Source organism: Nocardia sp. MDA0666, assembly GCF_003023875.1.
GTDB classification, from domain to species: domain Bacteria; phylum Actinomycetota; class Actinomycetes; order Mycobacteriales; family Mycobacteriaceae; genus Nocardia; species Nocardia aobensis.
Genome location: NZ_PYHT01000014.1, coordinates 32,778 through 52,488 on the forward strand (window position 1 = coordinate 32,778; position 19,711 = coordinate 52,488).

General features: G+C 67.7%; 19 protein-coding genes and 1 pseudogene. 10 read left to right on the plus strand and 10 right to left on the minus strand.

Annotated features, from left to right (window positions below; all coding sequences use genetic code 11):
- Positions 1-30: 30 nt before the first annotated feature.
- On the minus strand, positions 31-657 hold the full coding sequence (locus C8258_RS19840) for a hypothetical protein (protein WP_106956484.1): 627 nt from the start codon (positions 655-657) through the stop codon (positions 31-33).
- A 56-nt stretch (positions 658-713) separates the two neighbouring features.
- Entirely contained in the window at positions 714-1,694 is a 981-nt protein-coding gene (locus tag C8258_RS19845) for a YafY family protein (protein ID WP_106956485.1), read from the minus strand.
- 168 nt (positions 1,695-1,862) lie between these two features.
- Here C8258_RS19845 and C8258_RS19850 point away from each other — a divergent pair, with 168 nt between their 5' ends.
- The 4 genes from C8258_RS19850 to C8258_RS19865 all read left to right on the plus strand — a co-directional run bounded on the left by C8258_RS19850 (position 1,863) and on the right by C8258_RS19865 (position 5,391).
- Positions 1,863-2,657 (plus strand): dienelactone hydrolase family protein, encoded by a 795-nt coding sequence (locus C8258_RS19850; protein WP_106956486.1) that lies wholly within the window; start codon positions 1,863-1,865, stop codon positions 2,655-2,657.
- Between the two features lie 4 nt (positions 2,658-2,661).
- Positions 2,662-3,528: an alpha/beta fold hydrolase gene (locus tag C8258_RS19855; protein ID WP_106956487.1), complete on the plus strand. Its 867-nt coding sequence runs from the start codon at positions 2,662-2,664 to the stop codon at positions 3,526-3,528.
- 270 nt (positions 3,529-3,798) lie between these two features.
- Positions 3,799-4,389: a hypothetical protein gene (locus C8258_RS19860; protein WP_106956488.1), complete on the plus strand. Its 591-nt coding sequence runs from the start codon at positions 3,799-3,801 to the stop codon at positions 4,387-4,389.
- On the plus strand, positions 4,390-5,391 hold the full coding sequence (locus C8258_RS19865) for a wax ester/triacylglycerol synthase domain-containing protein (RefSeq protein ID WP_106956489.1): 1,002 nt from the start codon (positions 4,390-4,392) through the stop codon (positions 5,389-5,391).
- A 172-nt stretch (positions 5,392-5,563) separates the two neighbouring features.
- Here the strand turns inward: C8258_RS19865 and C8258_RS33675 are convergent.
- A pseudogene (locus C8258_RS33675) lies at positions 5,564-5,710 on the minus strand (Mu transposase C-terminal domain-containing protein); the annotation flags it as partial.
- A gap of 269 nt (positions 5,711-5,979) precedes the next feature.
- Here C8258_RS33675 and C8258_RS19875 point away from each other — a divergent pair.
- Entirely contained in the window at positions 5,980-7,065 is a 1,086-nt protein-coding gene (locus C8258_RS19875; protein WP_146161282.1) for a hypothetical protein, read from the plus strand.
- Between the two features lie 444 nt (positions 7,066-7,509).
- Here the strand turns inward: C8258_RS19875 and C8258_RS19880 are convergent, their stop codons facing one another.
- The 4 genes from C8258_RS19880 to C8258_RS19895 all read right to left on the minus strand — a co-directional run bounded on the left by C8258_RS19880 (position 7,510) and on the right by C8258_RS19895 (position 10,032).
- Positions 7,510-7,854, minus strand: coding sequence for a hypothetical protein (locus tag C8258_RS19880; protein ID WP_106956492.1), 345 nt, complete (start codon positions 7,852-7,854; stop codon positions 7,510-7,512).
- Between the two features lie 34 nt (positions 7,855-7,888).
- The gene (locus tag C8258_RS19885; protein ID WP_146161283.1) at positions 7,889-8,992 is read right to left on the minus strand and encodes a DUF6670 family protein; all 1,104 of its coding nucleotides are present in this window, start codon (positions 8,990-8,992) and stop codon (positions 7,889-7,891) included.
- Positions 8,989-9,525, minus strand: a complete 537-nt coding sequence (locus C8258_RS19890) for an SRPBCC family protein (protein ID WP_106956494.1) — start codon at positions 9,523-9,525, stop codon at positions 8,989-8,991. Before C8258_RS19890 ends, C8258_RS19885 begins: the two co-directional genes overlap by 4 nt.
- A 120-nt stretch (positions 9,526-9,645) precedes the next feature.
- Positions 9,646-10,032: a helix-turn-helix domain-containing protein gene (locus C8258_RS19895; RefSeq protein ID WP_233225209.1), complete on the minus strand. Its 387-nt coding sequence runs from the start codon at positions 10,030-10,032 to the stop codon at positions 9,646-9,648.
- Between the two features lie 280 nt (positions 10,033-10,312).
- Here C8258_RS19895 and C8258_RS19900 point away from each other — a divergent pair, with 280 nt between their 5' ends.
- Together C8258_RS19900 and C8258_RS19905 are read left to right on the plus strand one after the other, a co-directional pair.
- Entirely contained in the window at positions 10,313-11,122 is an 810-nt protein-coding gene (locus tag C8258_RS19900) for a metalloregulator ArsR/SmtB family transcription factor (RefSeq protein WP_106956496.1), read from the plus strand.
- A gap of 22 nt (positions 11,123-11,144) precedes the next feature.
- Positions 11,145-11,738: a dihydrofolate reductase family protein gene (locus C8258_RS19905; RefSeq protein ID WP_106956497.1), complete on the plus strand. Its 594-nt coding sequence runs from the start codon at positions 11,145-11,147 to the stop codon at positions 11,736-11,738.
- A gap of 13 nt (positions 11,739-11,751) precedes the next feature.
- Here C8258_RS19905 and C8258_RS19910 read toward each other — a convergent pair whose 3' ends face one another.
- A complete protein-coding gene (locus C8258_RS19910) occupies positions 11,752-12,792 on the minus strand; it encodes an alpha/beta hydrolase family protein (protein WP_233225210.1) in 1,041 nt (346 codons plus the stop codon).
- A gap of 302 nt (positions 12,793-13,094) precedes the next feature.
- Here C8258_RS19910 and C8258_RS19915 point away from each other — a divergent pair, with 302 nt between their 5' ends.
- Both C8258_RS19915 and C8258_RS19920 read left to right on the plus strand, forming a co-directional pair.
- A complete protein-coding gene (locus tag C8258_RS19915; RefSeq protein WP_106956499.1) occupies positions 13,095-14,129 on the plus strand; it encodes an alpha/beta hydrolase family protein in 1,035 nt (344 codons plus the stop codon).
- A gap of 75 nt (positions 14,130-14,204) precedes the next feature.
- Complete coding sequence (locus C8258_RS19920; protein ID WP_106956500.1) at positions 14,205-15,392, plus strand: AI-2E family transporter; 1,188 nt, start codon at positions 14,205-14,207, stop codon at positions 15,390-15,392.
- Positions 15,393-15,401: 9 nt separating this feature from the next.
- Here the strand turns inward: C8258_RS19920 and C8258_RS19925 are convergent, their stop codons facing one another.
- Positions 15,402-16,655, minus strand: coding sequence for a CdaR family transcriptional regulator (locus C8258_RS19925; protein ID WP_233225212.1), 1,254 nt, complete (start codon positions 16,653-16,655; stop codon positions 15,402-15,404).
- Positions 16,656-17,023: 368 nt separating this feature from the next.
- Between C8258_RS19925 and C8258_RS19930 the strand changes: the two genes are divergently transcribed.
- A complete protein-coding gene (locus C8258_RS19930; RefSeq protein WP_106956501.1) occupies positions 17,024-17,635 on the plus strand; it encodes a dihydrofolate reductase family protein in 612 nt (203 codons plus the stop codon).
- A gap of 138 nt (positions 17,636-17,773) precedes the next feature.
- Here C8258_RS19930 and C8258_RS19935 read toward each other — a convergent pair whose 3' ends face one another.
- Positions 17,774-19,270 carry an NAD(P)/FAD-dependent oxidoreductase gene (locus tag C8258_RS19935; protein WP_233225213.1) on the minus strand — a complete coding sequence of 499 codons (1,497 nt, stop codon included), beginning with the start codon at positions 19,268-19,270 and terminating at the stop codon, positions 17,774-17,776.
- Positions 19,271-19,711: the final 441 nt, after the last annotated feature.

Consider the following 19,711-nt stretch of genomic DNA (forward strand, 5'->3'; position numbering starts at 1 on the left):
TGCGAACCGGTCTCGCGCACTGTCGTTCGCTCAGTTGTAGAAGGCGCCGAACGACGGGACCGAAATGGTGCCCAGCTGGTACTGGAAACCGTCCGGGTTGGCATCGGAAACCGGGACCGGCCACCGGTGCCAGAGCGTCCCGTACACCGCGGCCACGACCATGCCCGCCCCCGGATCGAAGACCGGCGTGCGGATGGTGGTGTCCACCGGCACGTCGTTGTGTTCGAGCAGGCTTTGGGTGCCGCTGCGCCCGTTCGACAGGTTGTACCAGACAACCTGCAGATTCGCCCCGGCCTGATTCGGGGCGATGGTGCCCGGGCCGCCGAAGAAGCCGAGGCGGAAACCGTCGTAGTTGAACGCGATTCCGGACCCGTAGACGCCGGGGCCGGTGCCGCGCCCGATGTCGGATTGGGCGGGAATCTGGAACGGCTGGGCGGGCAGAGCCGCCTGCTCGACGGTCGGTCCCGCGGCGAGCAGGCGGTCGATTGCCTGTTCGGCCGCCGGATTCCCGGCTGCCGCCGCACGCAGATGCGCGGTCGCCGCGGACCAGTCCACGGCGGCCGGTTCCGCCGCGACGGGACCGGCGAAGACCACGGCAGCCGCCGCGGCTGCCGCCGCGGCCGCTGTGAGACGACGGGTGACACTCAGTCGACGCATAACCAGTTCTCCTCGAGTATTCCGGTACAGCTTGCTGAGAAATTGCGTATATCCGGTCACCGTAGCTTTTTCGCCCCCGATTGCGCGGGTGCGGCGCGCTGCAAACGGGCGCCGAGTTCGCGGACATGGTCGGCGAGCTCGGGCGGGGAGTCGACGCGGAAGTTGTGGCCGAGCCGCAGCAGTCGCACGACGAGCCATTGCACGGTGTCGGCCTCGGTGCGCAGCCGGCAGGTGTGCTCGTCAACGTCCTCGATCTCGCCCAGCGCACCCGCCGTGGCGCGGACGGTGGCCGCTGGAGCGAACACGGTCACCTCCGCGCGGTACACCGGCGCCATCGAATACAACGAATCACGAACGTAGGTGGCCGCGTCCTCGGCGGGTAGTTCCCGTGTCTCGCAGCGCAAGCCGATCGGCTGCGGATTCTCGATGCGGTCGATCCGGAAGATCCGCCAATCGTCGCGCTCGCGATCGAAGGCGACCAGATACCAGCGCTGCCCCGCGGCGACCAGGCGATGCGGGTCGACCAGTCGCCGGGTCCGCGCACCGGAGTTCGAGACGTAGCCGAAGCGCAGTTGTTCCCGCCCGCCGATCGCGGCCGCCAGCACCGTCAACACGGCGGTGTCGACGGGCGAATCCGATTCGGCGGCAAGGGTTTCGGTGGCCGCGCTCACCGAACGCACGCGGGCCCGCAGCCGGGTCGGGAGCACCTGTTCGAGTTTGGCCAGCGCTCGCACCGCCGCCTCGTCCGCACCGGGCAATGCGTGCGCGGCGACGGTCCGCAGCCCGATCGCGGTGGACACCGCCTCGTGGTCGTCGAGCAGCAGCGGCGGCATCGCCGTCCCCGCGGCCAGCCGATACCCGCCGTACACGCCCATCGTCGCCTGCACCGGATAGTCGAGCTCGCGCAGCCGATCGATATCGCGGCGCACGGTCCGGGGACTGACGCCCAGTCGCTGCGAGAGCTCACTCCCCGACCATTCGCGCGGTGTCTGCAGCAGCGACAGGAGGGTGAGCAGGCGCTGCGTCGTATCGGTCACCGGCCCATTCTCGCGCAGAATTAGGACAGTTTCCGGCCGTTATGCGCGTCGCTCGTCGAGCGCGTGGTCGGCCACGTCGCCGGTTCATCGCTGGGGACAGCGTCCGGGCTACGGCAGAATGCTTGGGGCGCAACCTGATCGGCAGGTCGCGGCACAGTGGAGGCTGAAATGACCGAGGAAATCGTGGGCCGGCATGCCGAGGTCGAGGTGGACGGTTCACCGATGGCCGTCTATCTGGCGCGGCCGGCGCACGGCGGCCGGTTGCCGGTGGTGCTGGTCGGCGCCGAATTGTGGGGTCTGACAGCCGAAGTGCGGGAAGTGGTCGACCGGGTGGCCGCGCTGGGATATGTGGCGGTGGTCGCGAATCTGTATCACCGGTGCGGACCGGAGACCGCCGCCGGACTGGCCGAATCCGACGAGAACCGGGCGCGGGCCTTCGAACTGCTCGGCACGCTCACCCGCGACGGCGTGGAGGCGGATCTGCGCGCGGCCGTGGCCTTCGCCCGCGAACAGGGTGAGGGCGGCGAAACCACCGGCGCGCTCGGTTTCAGCCTCGGCGGGCATATCACCTACTTCGCCGCGACCAGGCTGGATCTGGATGCCGCGGCGATCTTCTACCCCGGCTGGCTGCCGGTCGCCGGTACCGCGTTGAGCATCCCGGATCCGCTGCTCGCCCACACCTCGTCGATCGCTGAACGCGGCACCCGGCTGCTGCTCCTGCTCGCCGAGCGCGACCATGTGATCGACGCCGAGCAGCGCGCGGCCATCGACGCCGCACTCGCCCAGGCGGGGGCGGACTACGAACTGGTCGTCTACCCCGGTGCGCAGCACGCCTACTTCTTCCCCGGACGTCCGGTGCACGACCCTGCGGCAGCGGCCGATTCCTGGCAGCGCGTGACCGAACTGTTCGCCGCGACACTGGGGGCGGTGACCGATGAATTTCCGGCGCCCGCCTCGTCCTAGGAGCATGCAGACAGAAATCCTCAGCACCCCCGAGGCCGATCTCACCTACGACGTCCGCGGTCCGCTGCCCACCGCCGACGGCCGGGCGCCGCTGCTCATGGTCGGCCAGCCGATGACGGCCGACGGTTTCGCCGCCCTGGCCTCCTATTTCCCCGACCGCACCGTGATCACCTACGACCCGCGCGGGCTGGGGCGCAGCGTGCGCAAGGACGGGCGGACCGACAATTCGCCCGTCGTGCAGGCCGAGGATCTGCACGCGCTCATCGAGCACATCGGCGGCCCGGTGGAGATCTTCGCCAGTAGCGGCGGAGCCGTGACCGCCCTGGCCCTGGTGGCCGCCCACCCCGGCGATGTGACCACACTGGTCGCGCACGAACCGCCGATCCTGCCGGCGCTGCCCGACGCGGAAGCGGCCCGCCGGGCACAGATCGGCGTGCGAGATGCGTACGAGGCCAAGGGATTCGGAGCCGGTATGGCGGCATTCATCGCGATGGCGTCGTGGGAGGGCGAATTCACCGAGGACTTCTTCGCCCTGCCCACCCCCGATCCGGCGCAGTTCGGAATGCCCACCGAGGACGACGGCTCTCGCGACGATCCGCTGGTCTCGGATCGGTCCTGGGCGGTCAGCGGCTACCGGCCCGACGTCGCCGCACTGACGGAGGCCCCCACCCGCGTCCTCATCGCCGTCGGCGAGGAGACGGGGAACGTGCTGACCGGCCGCACCGCGGCAGCGACAGCCGCCCTCCTCGGACAACAGCCCACCGTATTCCCCAGCCATCACAGCGGTTTCGTCGGCGGCGACGCCGGCTACGCGGGACAGCCCGAGGCATTCGCACAGCGGTTGCGAGAGGTACTCGACGCCCACCGCTGATCCGGAAACCGTTCGCGGCGAGCGCTTTACGATCACGGGATCTCGCCGTGGAGGTCTCGTCGCCACCGCCTGCGCTCACTCGGCAGTTCGGGCGATCGCCAGCAGGTGCGCGCTGGGGTTGATGATCTGCGCGTGGATATCACTGCGCGCACCGAAGCGACGAGGGTGTCGTCGAGCGTGCCGGATCGGTCGAATATCTCCTCCCAAGGTCTCGGGGCGGGGTTACCTTCGGCCCTGGGGCGGCTGCGGAGCTGTGCCGATGATGGATCTATGACGACGGGATCCGGTGTCGGCCCCATGCTCATCGAGTCCGCGGTGCCGGCCTTCGATGCCGCCCTGATCGAGCATCGGGTGGTGCACGCTGATCCGCCTGCGACCTATCAGGCTGCACGCGGTCTGGATTTACTGAGCGTGCGTACGCCGCTGACGACGGTCTCGATGTGGATTCGGGGACTGCCGGCTCGCTGGAGCGGCCGGGTGGTCCCCACTCCGCAGCGACTGGTGGTGGGTGAGGGGGTCGAGCTGCCGGGGTGGCTGCTGCTCGGCGAGATACCGGGACGTGAGATCGCGTTCGGTGCGGTCGGCAAGTTCTGGCGGCCGGATATCGAATGGCGCGACGTACCACGGGCGGACTTCGCCGGCTTCACCGAGCCGGGATGGGGGAAGATCGCGGCGAACTTCACCGTCACGAGTTATGGCGAGCATGCCAGCCTGCTCGGCTACGAGGTTCGCACCGTCACCACCGATCCCGTATCGCGGCGGCGATTTCTGCGGTACTGGTGGTTGATCCGCCCGTTCGTGGCGCACATAATGCGGGCCACGTTGCGCACGATCGCTACGGATGCGGAAACACGGGGATGAATGGATATCGACCGGCAGTCGTTGCGAGCCAGCGGATTCCGATCGCACGCTGACAGTTCACGCCGAGGCCGGATCGATCGAGCCGGGCCGGCGGACCTGACGGTGCTGGCGGCGGACCATGCCTCGGTGCCGATGAACCTCGGCGCAATTCTGATCTTCGATGGTGCGGGGCCGACTCCGGCCGACATCCGCGCGTTGCTGCACGAACGTGTCCCGCACGTCCCGCGGCTGCGACAGGCGCTGCGCCGCACCCCTTTCGGCTGCGGCCGACCGATCTGGGTCGACGATCCGACGTTCTCGGTGGACCGGCATCTGACACACCTGCGGTGGCCGCAACCAGGCACTCGCCGGGCACTGTTCGATGTCGCCGCCGACCTGCTGTGCCGTCCATTCGCACCCGACCTTCCACTGTGGCAGGCATATTCGGTGACCGGAACCGGCCATGCCGCACTCGTCGTCGTCCTGCATCACGTGCTCGCGGACGGCCTCGGCAGTCTGGCCGTCCTGACTGCCCTGGCCGACGAAGGCAACCACGCAGCCGTCGCGCGGTTTCCCCGCCCGGCGCCAAGCATCCGGGGACTTGCGGTGGACGCGACACTGGCGAAGCTGCACGCGATCGGCTCGCTTGCGGCCGATCTCCGGCGTGGCTGGGCGGGACTGCGGGAATTGACGTTCGGGGCGCCCTTACTGCGTCCGGCCGAACAGATCTCGCTGATCCGGCCCACCACACACCGCCGCAGGCTGGCAGCGACCGCTGTGGCGCTGAACGAGGTGGCCGCCACCGCACACCGGTTCGGGGGCACTGTCAACGATGTCGTCCTCGCCGCGGTCACCGGTGCCCTGCTCGAGATCCTCGACGCGCGCGGGGAACGACCGCACCGGCTGGTGATATCGATTCCGGTCTCCGGGCGCCGTACCGCCACCGTGGCGGCGGTGCTGGAGGAGGTTTCGCCGGTTTCGGTGGCACCGGTGGGCGCTCGGGTGCGGGCAGGTAGTCGGTGACCACGGTGATGCGTTCGTTGATCTGGTCGCGGATCCGGTGGCGGTAGGGGCGGCAGGCGCCTTGAATGTCTTTGAGCCCGATGGTGTCGCTGGTGCGGTCGGGGCTGACGGCCTTGCACAGGTACCGGTTTTTGTGGAAGACCCGGATCTCGGTGATGTCGCGCGGGTCGTAGCGGACGGTGACCGATTCGCGGACGTAGGCGGCGAGGGCGGGATGCAGGTAGCGCAGACCCTGGAAGTGGATGCCGTCACGGTGCATGAGACGTGCCGTGGCGGCCCGCACCAGCAGCAGATCGAGCTGTTCGAGACCCTCGGGCATGCGTGGCAGCCGACCTTCTGCGACCCAGCAATCCTGTGGAGTGACACCGATTTCGGCGTGGACGCGCCGGTTATGGTGGTGATGAACGCCCCGATCGCCTCGTCGAGCTGACGTAGTGACAACGCCGGCGGGGTAACCGGTTTGGATCCGCTTCACCGCTGAACCGGATACCAGCGGATCGCCAGGCACGGTCGGTGTATCGACCGACGTTCGGGGTCAGGGATCGAGCACGCTACTCAAAGGTGGGAGCCCGCCAGCAGTACGCGAGGATGGACATCGTGCATGCGGATGACCGAACCGAGGCGTACATGGCCGAGGACCGCAAGAACATGACCGAGTCGGCGTGCGTCTTTCTGGACAGATGGCTGGCCGGCATGGGAAGTGCGCTGCAGCAGTGGCGCCGTTCCTACCTGCCCGCGGACTTTCCTTTCGACTTCACCCTCGACTCCCTGGACGCGCTGGAACCGGTCGTGCTCGCGCGCTATCCGGACCAGGCGGCCATCGGTATCGAGGACAACGCGGAGTTGACCACCGGTACGCTGCGATACATCGGTGAAGTCCTGTTGCGTGTCGCGCCGGCCCGCTGGGGTTATCAGGATCGTGCGGATGACGACCTCAACCCCTACTGCGCCCCGGTCATCCGCCCCAACGCTCCGGCGGAGTTCGCGAACGGATTGATCCTAGAGTTCTTTCTGCATCAACTGGTCCGAGATCGAGAACGGGGCACCCTGCGGAAATCCGCCGCCCAGCTGCGGGAAACCCTTGCTATCTGCTGGGAAGCCGCGCGCGTGGACCCACCCGCCCGGCGCGATTCAGTCCCTGGCTGGTGTGGATACTTCACACTCGACGAGTACAACAGGTTCGTCGCAGCGGTGGAGGCTGCCTTGGGTGCGTTCGGCGCCGACGGCCAGACTATCGACGCTGGCTACGTCAGCTTGGTTGCAGGCAATCCGAATCGCGAGGCGCATGATTTCGGCATACATGGGCTGGCCGAGCAGTGCCGGGAAAGCGAGTTCGAAGACTGGCCGGTTCTCTGCTTCTCCGTGATCGACGGTTACGTCATGGATCAGCCGCAGCGAGACTGGCTCACAGGAGTCTCTTTCACCCAAGTCGAGGATCGGCTGAAACCGTGGCTCGCCGATGAGCCCGAATGGTGGTTGTCCGAACCTCTCCCCGACTGGCAGGAGCAACCCTTCTGGATCCGGCTCGAAGATGGCAGATACCTCCACTTCCTCGCCACTGTCCCGGAGCTCGAGGGAATTCCAGAAATCACGGCGTTCGTCCCCAACTCCGCGGTGCGGGCATGGAACATTCCTGTCGAGAAGCTCGTGCAGTGGGGGACTCGACACCTCTGAGTCGCGCCGGCACGCATACATCGCCGCACCAGGCAACGTTTCGGTAGGTAACCGGACCGCGGAGTATCGCCGCCAATTAGCACCGCGGAAACACCGCCTCTTTCCGCCGCGAGTCACACCGCTCCTGCGGCCACCGAACCGGCGGTCGTTCGTTGAACGGTCGTTTTCCGAACACCCGTTCCGCGCCAATGACCTGCCCGAGTTGGGGATCGAGGCTGTGCGTGAACCGGCCGGAGACGCTCGCCGGGCGGGCGTCACGTAGACGGGCCGGACCGTTGAGCGCCCGGCTCGGACGCGCCCGGCCGGGCCGCTTACCGGAATCAGCTTTTTCCCGGCCACCACAGCGACTCGGCCGATCGCGGGCGGCCGCCCCTTCTCTGAACCACCTGGCTACGCCCATGCCGACGTCGGCCGAATACGCCCGCCCGCCGTATGTTGTGGCGTTCAGGTCCAGTCGCTGTCGTGCCCGGCGAGCCGCCGGCCGAGCTTGCGGGCCGCGTCGATGACTTCCGCTAACGGGATCTCGTATTTGAGGGCATTGTCGTAGTCCTCGTCGAGTTCAAGGGCCTCGCTCAACCGCATCACGTGTCGAGGCATGATCTGCTCGTCCAAGACGACGAGCCCGCCGATGGTTCCCGTGGCCCCGATCTCGGTGAGCACGGCCATGACATCGACCTTGCCGACACTCGCGAACGGCCTGTCGATCTGGATATATTCCGCGTCCTCACCCGCCTGCCGGATCACGACATCAGGAGCGTCCCAGTCCTGTTCGGCATCCTCTACCTTCATGCAGCTGGAGCCAGAGCGGGTACGGCGGTGGTTGCTATCGGCTGAGACGACGTGCCCCTTCGCTGGTGACGTCGACGTATTCGGCGTAGCCGCGGGTGCTGGTGTGGTGTGCGTCGATGTCGACGTCGGCGCGGTATCCGGCGATGTAGCCGCGGCCGACCCCGAAACGTGGCGGGGTGTCGTAGGTTCCGACGACTTCGACGCGATCGCGTACCCCCCACCGGAAGCGGCGAGGCAGCAGCATCGGGTGTCCCCCGGCGCTGTCGGTCGATGGCGCGTCCTGGTATTCGAGGACCTCGTAGAAGGTGCGGTCGGTGGCGACTTCGTTGACGCGCCAGTCCCCCCTGCCCGACAGTGTGCGGTGGAGCACGATGTCGCCGACCCGGTCACCGAGCATGCCGACCCGGCAGAACAGCAGTTGGGCATCGGCGCCCAGGTCGACGACCTGGTAGGTGAACAAATCGATCGGTGCCTTCAAACGCCAGGGAAGCAGGCGATCACGAGCGGCGTAGGGGCCCACACAGCGCGCGTATTCGATGTTGCCCCTTCCCGAGACGTCGATGCGGGCGTCGGGTGTCCGGATCCAGCCCGTGTAGCGTCCGAACAGGCTCAGGTGATCGTAGAGACGCCCTTGGACGAACCATGTCGGTCGTTCGGCGAGGGTGAACTGCAGGCGTGCGGTCAGGCCGGGAATGTCGATGGCCACGACGAATTCCGGATAGTGCCCGCCGAGGGTCAATTCGACACCGAATTGCAGTTCGTCGTCGCCCGGCCGGAAGACACAGTCCTCTCGCATGGACACCGTGCCGTAGTAGGCCGCCGCCGCGGTCGAGATCGACACCGTGGCGGTATCGCGGGGGGTGGTGGTCACGACATCGTCGACATCGAAGGCCCGCTGTCCCGGCATTCCCGCCATCACCATCACGCTCAGATACCGATGCGGGGCAGGCAGATTCGGGATCATCACCCCGTAGTGGGTCCACCCGTAGAAGCGATGCCCGGGCAGCGGGGTCAGCGGGTAGGAGCTGTCGAACGCGCGCGTGGAAGACTGCGTGCCGCGCTCGGCGTAACCGAGGACCACACGACGCGTGCCGGCCAGAGCGAGTCGCGTTGCCGGATTCTGCGCGGGGCCTGTCATCGCACACCCCCGTCGCGCACTTGGCCCAAGTGGGTTGTCGTATCCCGGGCAAGGCGATCGATCGTCACCTGCGTCACCGGACGCGCCAGTTTCTGCAACGGCCGCGGCAACCGGGGCTCGATCAGAAAGTCCCAGTCCAGCCTGCTGCCGGAGGCCGTCGGCACCACGCGATACCGCTCGCCGAAACGGCGCAATCCCGGCACTGTGCACGCTTCCACCGCGAACGCATTCTCCAAGCGGTCGCTGTGCTCCTCCCACAGGAAGTAGCGCTCACACACCGACACACCCGGTGCCACCGTCACGGTGCGCCGCGAACCGACTCCACACGGCGAACCCGCCTCCCATCGGCACTCCCGCAACGACGAACACCACGACAACGGGTGCGCGCCGTGCAACTCCCGCCACACCGTCTCCGCCGAAGCCGGCGACGAGACCGAAAACCCGAATCGGCTCTCCCGCCAGCGCCGATCGTCGAAAAACGACTCCTCCACCCCCTGCAAACGGAACCACCGCACGTCGAAACTCACTTCCATGATCTGGGGTCACTACGTCCAACCGCGACGACTCTAACCCAGTCCGGTTCGAAAATCGAACCAACTTGGATGGTTGTCAGGCGCTTGAACTCGTATGCAGGTGGGACTGGGATTCGAATTTCAGGGCAGGCGGTCGAGCTCGTCGACGGGACTGGACCCGAAGTCCTGCACGCCCAGATGCTGGGCCCAGCTGCGCGACCACGCTTTGAGCGGGGCGAGCGCGTAGAGCAGTTCGACGCCGATCGAGGTCAGCCGATACTTGCCCTCGTCCGAAGTGTCGGCCACGCCGCCGGCGACCAGCTCGCGCAACCGGGTCGACAGCACGCTGGAAGAAATTCCCGGAAGACTGCGCCGCAACTCTCGAAATCCGACCGGATCCCCGCGCAACTCCCACAGCACCGTGATCGCCCACCGACGCCCCAGGAGATCGAAAGCCGCCATCAACGGCTGGCCAGAGGTCGATCCTCGCACCGGCACCCCGGGCCGGGGAGGCATTGTTTCACCCATCGAACCACCCTATAGCGCTTCGATAATCCAACCATTCGAGCGTTGACGGCCGCCCACCCGTCGAGACGGAGGTATCAGTCCCGGGAGAGTGCTCGTAGCCTATGCCTCGGTCGATGGCGGCCGGCCATTGCCCGGTTCCGGCCAGTCATGGGATGGCCAGAACTTTCGTTGCCCTAGCTGGATGGACCGAGGTTGGAATACCCCCTCCACCGACACTCTCTGCAGCGCGACGACAAGATATTCCTTGACAGGAATATTCTTGCAAGTGAATACTTAGCTCATGGATCAAATCTTCTCCGCCTTGGGCGACGGTTCGCGGTGGCGGATCGTCGAGCTGCTGGCCGAGCGGCCTCGCTCGGTGGGAGAGTTGGCGGAGGCGACCGGGTTGCGGCAGCCGCAGACGACCAAACATCTGCAGACGCTGGCGCGGGCCGGGGTGGTGGCGGTTTTTCCGCTGGGGCAGCGGCGGGTGTACGCCCTCGAGGCGGGACCGCTGCGTGAGCTGGGGCGGCGGCTGTGCGAGTTGGCGGAGACCGCTGAGGCGCATGCCGGTGAGCGGGATGTGGTTGCCCGTTACCGCGCGGCGATAGAGTCGGAAACCGCTGCGGCGCAACAGGATCGATGGGCCGACGGGCGGACGTTCAACTTCGAGCGCATACTGTCCGCGCCGCGTAACGCCGTGTGGCGACACTGGGTCGATCCGGATCTGCTGGCGGCCTGGTGGGCGCCGGCGCCGATGCGCATCACCGAATGCGTATTGGAACCCACACCCGGCGGCCGGGCCGTACTGGACTATCGCGATCCCGAGGGGCAGCGGTATCGCTCGCACGGCCATGTGCTGGCAGCGGAGAAGAACGAGCGCCTGGTCTTCGATCTGTCCGTCCTGGATGCCGCGGGCGCCGTGGCCTTCACCGGCCGCTACTCCCTCACCCTCACCGAGACCGCCGAGGGCACCCGGCTGCACTTGGCGTTGACCATCACCGAAACCACCGTCGACGCGGTCGCCTTCATCGCCGGAATCGAAACCGGTTGGGCCGCAGTCCTCGACAACCTCGCCGACGCCGTCGGCGCATCCACGTCCACCGAATAAACCAAACAAAAGGAGCCCCACAATGAGCGACACCCGCAGAGTAACCGCCAACCTCAGCATCACCCTCGACGGCCGCTACCACGGCCCCGCCGGCCCGGGCGATATGGGCCCGATCGTGCGCTACGCGACCACCGAAGTCGCGCGCGACCAGATGACCCGGATGCGGGAGAACGCCACGACGGCCGTGCTCGGCCGGCTCAACGCCCAGGGTTTCCTCGGCTTCTGGCCCTCGGTCGCCGCCGACGACTCCGCCGACCCACGCGACCGCGGATATGCGAAGTGGCTGGTCGATGCGGAGAAGGTGGTGCTGTCCCGCACACTGACCGACGCCCCCTGGGACCGCACCCGCATCGTGAACGCCCCGGCCGCCGACGTGATCGCCGACCTGCGCAGCACCGGCAGCGGCGACATCCTGGTCAACAGCAGCGCGAGCGTCATCAAGGATCTGCTCGCCGCCGATCTGCTCGACCGCCTCTACCTCATCGTCTGCCCCGAGATCGCCGGTGGCGGACCGCGTCTGTTCGACGACGGCCTGCCGGCGACGAATTGGTCGCTCTCCCATCAGGAAACGGGTGAGCTGGGCGAGATGGCCGTCGTCTACGACCGCGTGCGTTGACCGGGTCGCGTCCTCACACGCCGAGGGCGTCGGCGAACAGCGGCCAGGAAGTGTGCAGGTCGTCCTGCCAGTAGCCCCAGGAATGGGTACCGGTCGCCCGGAAATCGAAGGTCGCGGGCACCCCGAGTTGCTGCAGGCGGTCGTGCAACTGGTGGGTGCAGATATTCGTCACCCCTTCGAGGGCCGCGCCGAAGACCAGTTGATACGCGAGTTGCGTCGCGTCGCCGTGAGCGCCCTGGAAGGTGTCGAGCGGTCCCGGGAGCCCGGTGCCGGTGGAGACGTAGATCGCGGTGCCGCGCAAGCGATCCGCGTGCAGGTAGGGATCGTTGGCCGCCCACGCCGGGTCCGTCGGCGGCCCCCACATGTTCACGGTATTGCCCATCCGATTTCCGACCACGGCGTCCACGATCAACTGGCCCTGCGGGTCGCTGGTGCGCACACATCCGGAGTACGAGCCGACCGCCTTGTACAAACCCGGTGCGGCCAGCGCCAGCTGGAAGACCGAGGTCCCCGCCATCGAAATTCCCGCGATCGCGTTCACTCCGGTTCCGCCGAAACCGGAGTCGATGATCGGCGGCAATTCCTTGGTCAGGAAGGTGCGCCACCGCTGCCGGCCCAGCACCGGGTCGTCGGCGCGCCAGTCGGTGAAGTAGCTGCTGGCGCCGCCGAACGGCACCACCACGTTGACCTGCTTGTCGGCGAAGAACTCGGCGATATCGGTGCGATCGGACCAACTGCCGTCACTGATGCCGCCGTTGGCGCCGTTGAGCAGATACAGCGTCGGCGCCGGGCGGTCCGGGTCGGCGGCCCGGATCAGTTGTACGCGAGTCACAGTGCGCATCGCCGCCGAGTACACGCCGATATCGAGGATCCGTTCGTCACGCCGATGGATATCGCTGATATGCGACCCGTCCGGCGCGGTGACGGTCGCCGGATCGTCGGGATCGGCGCCCGCGCGACCGTTCGTGGCGGTGATCGCTGCTGCCACGGTGATCACGGCCGACAGGACGGCGACGGCACGGGCGATGCGCATTCTCGGCGGACGGCTGACCATCCTCGCACTCCGATCTCGACAGGTGTTCGCGGCACGACTCCCCGACGGCCGACCACAGTCAACGACGCCGACCCCCACCCCGCCAGCCGATAACGCGGAATTTGTGGCCACTACCAGACCGGACGCGCCCGCGCTGGCATACGGACCAAAACCGACGCGATGTGATTGTCGGGCAACACTGTACCGCCCTATCGTCGGCGTCAGCGGTTCCGCGGTTTCGTATCCAGGAAAGGCGGCGCGTGAATTCTGCTGTCTCACATGGCTTCTGCCGAACCTCGGCTCGACTGGCCGCAGCCCTGTCGATGGCGGCCGGGCTCGCTTGCGGATTGGCCGCCGCCCAACCGCCTGCCGCCCAACCGCCTGCCGCACCGAATTCGCCTGCCACCGCCTCGGTTTCGGCCACACAAGCCATGACGAACGCCCACCCCTCCCCCGACGGTTCCGTCCTGACGACCGCGGCGCCCGGTTCGCCGCGCGCCCTCACGGTCACCGTCCACTCCGCGGCGATGAACAGTCCGATCCGGCTGGAGGTCCTTCCCGCGCCCGACCGCTCGCGCCCGGCCCCCACGGTGTATCTGCTGAACGGTATCGACGGCGGCGCCGACGGAAACTGGATCAACCGGACCGATATCGCGCAGTTCTTCGACGACAAACAGGTGAACGTGGTGGTGGCGTTCGGCGGAGCCAGCAGCTATTTCACCGACTGGCACGCCGACGATCCGGTGCTAGGCCGGCAGCGGTGGACGACGTTCCTGACCGAGGAGCTGCCGCCGATCATCGATTCCGGTTTCGGCGGGAACGGCACGAACGCGATCATCGGCATATCCATGGCGGGGACCTCGGTCTTTCAGCTGGCGCTGGCCGCCCCGGGCTTGTACCGGGCGATCGGGTCGTACTCGGGCTGCGCACGCACCAGCGATCCTGCGGGTCAGCTCATCGTCGACGCGGTCGTGGGCGGCGGTAGGGGCAATACGGTGAACATGTGGGGCCCGCCGACGGACCCGGCGTGGGCGGCCAACGACCCCTACCTGCACGCGGACCGGTTGCGCGGCACCGCGATCTACGTCTCCACCGGCACCGGCCTCCCCGGGCCTCTCGACACCCTGGACGGTCCCGGAATCCGTTCCAGCCCGGCGAAATTGGCCGATCAGATCCTCGTCGGCGGAGCACTGGAAACCGGCGCGGTCCGCTGCACGCGCGAACTGCGCACCCGGCTCACCGAGCTCGCCATCCCCGCCACCTTCGACATGCGTCCCACCGGCACCCATTCCTGGGGCTACTGGCAGGAGGACCTGCACCGGAGCTGGCCGGTCTTCGCGCAGGCACTGGGACTGTGAGCCGACCCGGTTTCGGTACGGGCCCGCTCACCTAGTCCGGTCCGAGCAGGGCGCACGGGCACTACGCTGCCAAGAATGGGCAGTTCCGCCGATTCGGACGCCGAGCGCGGCCCGCAGGGCGAACCGTCGGTCCCGGAGCCGATCGCGGCAGCCGAACGCGCGGCCTCCGAGTCGGCCGGTGCGCGGCACCCTCACGGGCGGCCGGGCCCGCGGTTCGACCGCAATTCTCCGTTCGTGATCGGCGTGACCGGCGGCCTCGGCGTACTCCTCGCGATCGGCATCGTGCAGATGCTGGCGACCGCGCGACAGGCCCTCGTCCTGGTTGGCGTCGCGCTGTTCCTGGCGATCGGCATCGAGCCCGTGGTCGCCTGGCTGCATCGGCACCGGCTGCCACGCTGGGCGGCGGTGGCCGTCGTATTCGGTTGTGCCACACTGCTCGTCGCCGGATTCCTGGCCGCGGCCATCACACCGCTGATCATCCAGGGCGGCGATCTGGTCGACCACGCCACCGACCAGCTGCACGACCTGGAGAACCAGTACCCGCTGATCCGATCGTGGTCGCAGCGATTACACCTGGATCAGGAACTCCAACACGGGCTCACCGACAACCCCTCGCTGCGGCACGGCCTGCTCGGCGCCGGTGAGCGGGTCTTCGGCGCGCTGGCCAGCGCGTTGATCGTGGCGGTGCTGACCATCTATTTCTCGGCGAATTTCCCGCGGATCCGGCACAGCCTGTACCGGTTCTTCCCGCAGTCGCGCCGACCCCGCGCCATCCTGCTCGGCGACGCCATCTTCGCCAAGGTCGGCGGCTACGTCCTGGGCAATCTGCTGATCTCGCTGATCACCGCGATCGCCACCTTCGTCTGGCTGACGGTGTTCTCGGTGCCGTACCCGCTGATCCTCTCGGTGCTGGTGGCCCTGCTGGACCTGGTGCCGCTGATCGGCTCGACGGTCGCCGGGCTGATCATCACCGCCGTCGCGCTGACCGTTTCGCTGCCGGTCAGCATCGCCACGGCCGGATTCTTCCTCGCGATGCGGCTGCTCGAGGACTATCTGCTCGTCCCGCGCATCATGGACCGCACCGTGCGGGTGCCGGCGGTGGTCACGGTGGTGGCGATCATCCTGGGCGGCGCCCTGCTCGGCGTCCTCGGCGCGCTGTTGGCGATACCGGCCGCCGCCGCGGTCCTGCTGATCGTGCAGGAGGTGGTGTACCCGCACCTGGACGGCACCACCGACCCGCCACCAGCCGGCCCCGACGCGTGACGTCCGGGCTCAGGCGGGCCGGCGCGCCGGCGTCGACGCCTCGCGGTCGGCGATGCTGAGCCGCGCGACCAATGCCGAACGCAGATACCACAATCCGGTGGTGCGCGACGGGTCGAACCCGGTCAGCTGGCCGATGCGACGCAGCCGGTAATCGATGGTGTTCGGGTGGATGCACAGCTGCCGCGCGGCGCGTTGCCGGTTGAGGTCGGTGTTGAAGAACACGTGCAGCGTTTCCAGCAGTTCGGGGTGGTCGTCCAGCGGCGCGAGGCGGGCATCGAGGATGTCGCGGCCGATCCCGGGACGGGTGAGCTGGTATTGCAGCGCGAGTTCGGCGAAGCGATGGACCCCGGGCCCGCGTCCGAGCCGGCGCACCGTGTCGAGCAGATCGTGGGCCTGTTGCGCCGCGGCCGGGACATCGGCCGCGGCGGCGCCCACCACCGCGGCGGTCAGCGGCACCCCGGCCAGCTCCGACAGCTGCGCGACGAGATTGTCCAATTCCGGTTCGGTGCAGGCGGTTTCGGGGACGAGCACGGTGCCGCCGTCGACCGACAGCATGGCCAGCGGCTGGTCGCGCAGCAGTTTCGCCAGCGCGGCCTGCACCCGCCGCAGCTTGCGGCGCGCGACCACGTTGCGGTCCAGCCGCGGATGCGTCTCGTCAGGATGCGGCGGAATCCACAGCGCGAGAACGTGATACCGCTCGGCGATCCGGATCCCGCATTCACGCGCCATCTTCGTGGTGGCGTGCCCGCCGAGCAGCGCCGAGGTGAGCGTGTGCACGGCGGTGTGGTGCTCGACGGCGTCGGCGCGGCGCTCCTGGACATAGGCCTTGCTGACGGTCGCGGTGATGAGATCCAGCAGTTCCAGCGCGGTCGCGGTGCCCTTGACGACGAGTTCGGCATCGCTGGCCTGGGCTCGGGCGAACAGCAGGTCCAGTCCGGCCTTGAATCCCTCGTGGACTGCGTGCACGACCACTTCGATCGGAATGCCGGCGCGGCACCAGCGCGCGGCCGCGGCCCGCAGGCGATCGGTGCGTTCGGGAAGATCCCCGCCGTTGACTCGGCGGATCGACCATTCCACACAGATCCGCGCGACCGCCGACACGTCACCGGACATCACGTCGGCGGGCAGGGTGGTGAACGGCGCCACGGATCCGCCGAGGTGTAGGACCAGTTCCCGGGACATGGCCTGCGCATCCCGCATGGACAGCGAGGTGGCGCGGCCGGATATCGCGCGCTCAGCACCGATTGTGCTTGCTGTAGTCACTTTGACCTCCTTGTCACCGACCAGATCCGCAGCCTTCGCGAGATCTGCCGGATCGGTGATCGGGCGATATCGACACCGCCCGATCACCGGCCGTAGGTGTTACCTGATGGAACGGTAATGCGAGTCTCCGCTCACCTTCTACTCCGTTTTGGACATAGTCGACACCTGGCGACATTGCCGCTGACCTGGGCGAATCGCCGACAGCATGGGACGAACGGGATATTTGCCGACAAAATATGGGGAACCGCTCACTTTTTGCTCCGTTCCCACCGCCGCGCCCGCATCCGCGGCCTTCTCCCGCAGCGATGAGTTCGGGGCGCTCGCGCCGTCGAATTGTGCGACAGGGACTTTCGGATCCAGGAGACATCATGCGCACGATCACGGCCGGCTTGTTCATCGCTCTCGACGGCGTCGTCGAGAACCCGCAGGATTGGCACTTCCCCTACTACAACGACGAGATGGGCGCGGCGGTCGATGCGCAACTCGGCGCCGCCGACACCCTGCTGCTGGGGCGCAAGACCTACGACAGCTTCGCCGGCGCCTGGCCGGAACGCGAGGCCGCGGGCGGGCCGGACGCCGACTTCGGCCGCAAGCTGGGCGATGCCCGCAAGATCGTGGTGTCGCGCAGCGATCACACCTTCACATGGCGCAATTCCGAAGTGCTGCAGGGTGATCTGATCGCCGGGGTGACGGCGTTGAAGCAGGAACCCGGCGGAGATATCGCCATCTCCGGCTCGGTGTCGGTGGTGCGCGCATTGCTCGGCGCTGGGCTGCTCGACGAACTGCATCTGCTGGTGCATCCGATCGCGGTGCGGTCCGGCATGCGCCTGTTCGACGACGCCGACGCCACCCTCCCGCTCACTCTGCTGCGCTCGACCGCCTTCCGTACCGGTGTCGTCCATCTCGTCTACGGGCCCGGGCACCAGCTCGAGGGCGACTACGACCAGGCCAAGCAACATCTGGCCCACGACGAGGGCTGATCGCGACCGGGTGACGTACACCGATTGCGTCACCCGACGGACGCGACGGCGCGCGCCGCCGAACGCCACCGTGGCCTGACCGGAAGGCCGCCCGGCGCAATGACTTTCGCGCCGGGCGGTCCTTTCACGCGAGCCGGGTCAGGCGCCGACCGCTTCGGCGGTGGCGGTGTGGTGCACCGGTGCGAAGCTCAGCGCCGGTGGGCGGCGCAACATTCGGGCGTAGGTGCGCACGGAGGCGGGCCAGGGATTGGTGATCGCGCCGCTGTCGTGGGTGTACCAGCTGGGCACATCCGTCGACCACACCGTGGTCGCGAGCGCGTCGGCCAGCCATTCCCGATGCGCCGCCATCGCGTCGGCGCGCACCTCGATCGCCGCCGCGCCGATCTCGTCACGCCAGCGCAGGCAGCGCATGATGTAGGCGATCTGGTGTTCCTTCATCGTCGGATTGCTGCCCGCCGGGGTGAACGAGTTGGGTCCGGCGATGAGGAATGCGTTGGGAAATCCCGGCACCGCCAGGCCCATGAAGGCATCCGGCCCCGAACGCCATCGATCCTGCAGGGACCGGCCGCCGCGGCCGCGCACCGTGATCGGGGCCAGGAATTCGGAGGCGCGGAAACCCGTCGCGTAGACGATGACGTCGGCGTCGTAGCGTCCGCCGTCGGCGGTCACGATGCCGTCGCGGGTGATGCGGGCGATCGCGGCGGTGGTCAGTTCCACGTTGTCGCGGCGCAGCGTGCGATAGAAGTGACTGTCGAAGACGATCCGTTTGGCGCCGATCGGGTAATCCGGGGTGAGCCGGGCGCGCAGCACCGGATCGGCGATGCTCCGTCGAAGATACTGCCGCGCTACCCATTCCGCGGGCCGGGCGGGCCATCGGCGGTGCATCATCGGCGCCAGCAGCGAGTCGGCGGCCTGTTGCAGACCCCAGCGGTAGGCGCGCTGCGCGCCGGGCAGCCTGAGCGCCGCCCGGGTCGCCGGGCCGAATTCGGGAGCCGGTTTGGGCAGGATCCACTGCGGCGTGCGCTGGAATATCCGTACGGACGCGGCGGTGTCGGCGAGCGCCGGCAGGCATTGCGCCGCACTGGATCCGGTGCCGATCAGGGCGATCCGCCGGCCGCGCAGATCCGCGGCGTGGTCCCAGTCGGCGGTGTGGAACGACGCGCCGCCGAATTCGTCGCGGCCCGGGATCTCCGGAATGTTCGGGCGATGCAGTTGGCCGACGGCGAAGACCACGATATCGGCGGTGAGCCGAATCCCGTTCGCGGTCCGTAGTTCCCAGCGCGCCTCCGATTCCGAGTATGTCGCCTCGGTGACGGCGGTGCCGGTGCGCAGGTGGGCGGGTAGGCCCTCGGCGGCGGCGACGGACCGTAGATATTCCAAGGTCCGGCGGCGGGCCGGAAAACGGACGGCCGTATCGCGATACGGCGCGAACGAGAACGAATACAGGTGCGCCGGTACGTCACAGTTGCAACCCGGATACGTGTTGTCACGCCACACGCCACCCAATTCCGACGATTCCTCCAGGATGAGGAAATCGTCCATACCCGCGCGCCGCAGCGCCGTTCCCATGCCGATCCCCCCGAATCCGGATCCGACGACGACCACTGTGCTGTGCAAGCCCTCTACCACCTCCATGTGAGAAGAGATATCCAGTAACCGATTGGCAACCTTACGTCCTGAGGCAAGGAAAACCTAAAACCACGCTCGCACAGACCGAATGGGACGAGTCGATTCGGTGGACGGATATGGACAACTTTCCAGATTGGACGCTTGATTAGTGTTGAGAGACACCAGGCTTCCGCCGTCGAAAGCGAGGGCGAGAGTGTACGACACCGACGGCCGACGCGAGCAGTCGAGTCGATTGGCACACTTTCAGCTAACCCAACAGGAGGGCGCCGTCACCCCCCGTGCCGCCACGCCGTCTCCCCGAATAACGTTGCCGCACAATAGGTACCGGCTATTCCGCTCGGTCCGCACAGCCGTTCCCCTAGATCGGTTGCGAATATTTCGGCCCTGCAACATATTCCGACACGACAGCGGCAACGAGGTCTATACTCGCGTAGTTCGCACCGACGA

Coding starts and splice junctions, on each gene's coding strand:
- C8258_RS19895 (WP_233225209.1), bottom strand. CDS start 10,032: ATGGGTGAAACAATGCCTCCCCGGCCCGGGGTGCCGGTGCGAGGATCG.
- C8258_RS19860 (WP_106956488.1), top strand. CDS start 3,799: ATGACGACGGGATCCGGTGTCGGCCCCATGCTCATCGAGTCCGCGGTG.
- C8258_RS19910 (WP_233225210.1), bottom strand. CDS start 12,792: ATGGTCAGCCGTCCGCCGAGAATGCGCATCGCCCGTGCCGTCGCCGTC.
- C8258_RS19890 (WP_106956494.1), bottom strand. CDS start 9,525: ATGGAAGTGAGTTTCGACGTGCGGTGGTTCCGTTTGCAGGGGGTGGAG.
- C8258_RS19915 (WP_106956499.1), top strand. CDS start 13,095: ATGGCGGCCGGGCTCGCTTGCGGATTGGCCGCCGCCCAACCGCCTGCC.
- C8258_RS19920 (WP_106956500.1), top strand. CDS start 14,205: ATGGGCAGTTCCGCCGATTCGGACGCCGAGCGCGGCCCGCAGGGCGAA.
- C8258_RS19840 (WP_106956484.1), bottom strand. CDS start 657: ATGCGTCGACTGAGTGTCACCCGTCGTCTCACAGCGGCCGCGGCGGCA.
- C8258_RS19850 (WP_106956486.1), top strand. CDS start 1,863: ATGACCGAGGAAATCGTGGGCCGGCATGCCGAGGTCGAGGTGGACGGT.
- C8258_RS19905 (WP_106956497.1), top strand. CDS start 11,145: ATGAGCGACACCCGCAGAGTAACCGCCAACCTCAGCATCACCCTCGAC.
- C8258_RS19855 (WP_106956487.1), top strand. CDS start 2,662: ATGCAGACAGAAATCCTCAGCACCCCCGAGGCCGATCTCACCTACGAC.
- C8258_RS19930 (WP_106956501.1), top strand. CDS start 17,024: ATGCGCACGATCACGGCCGGCTTGTTCATCGCTCTCGACGGCGTCGTC.
- C8258_RS19875 (WP_146161282.1), top strand. CDS start 5,980: ATGGACATCGTGCATGCGGATGACCGAACCGAGGCGTACATGGCCGAG.
- C8258_RS19865 (WP_106956489.1), top strand. CDS start 4,390: ATGGATATCGACCGGCAGTCGTTGCGAGCCAGCGGATTCCGATCGCAC.
- C8258_RS19885 (WP_146161283.1), bottom strand. CDS start 8,992: ATGACAGGCCCCGCGCAGAATCCGGCAACGCGACTCGCTCTGGCCGGC.
- C8258_RS19900 (WP_106956496.1), top strand. CDS start 10,313: ATGGATCAAATCTTCTCCGCCTTGGGCGACGGTTCGCGGTGGCGGATC.
- C8258_RS19935 (WP_233225213.1), bottom strand. CDS start 19,270: ATGGAGGTGGTAGAGGGCTTGCACAGCACAGTGGTCGTCGTCGGATCC.
- C8258_RS19880 (WP_106956492.1), bottom strand. CDS start 7,854: ATGAAGGTAGAGGATGCCGAACAGGACTGGGACGCTCCTGATGTCGTG.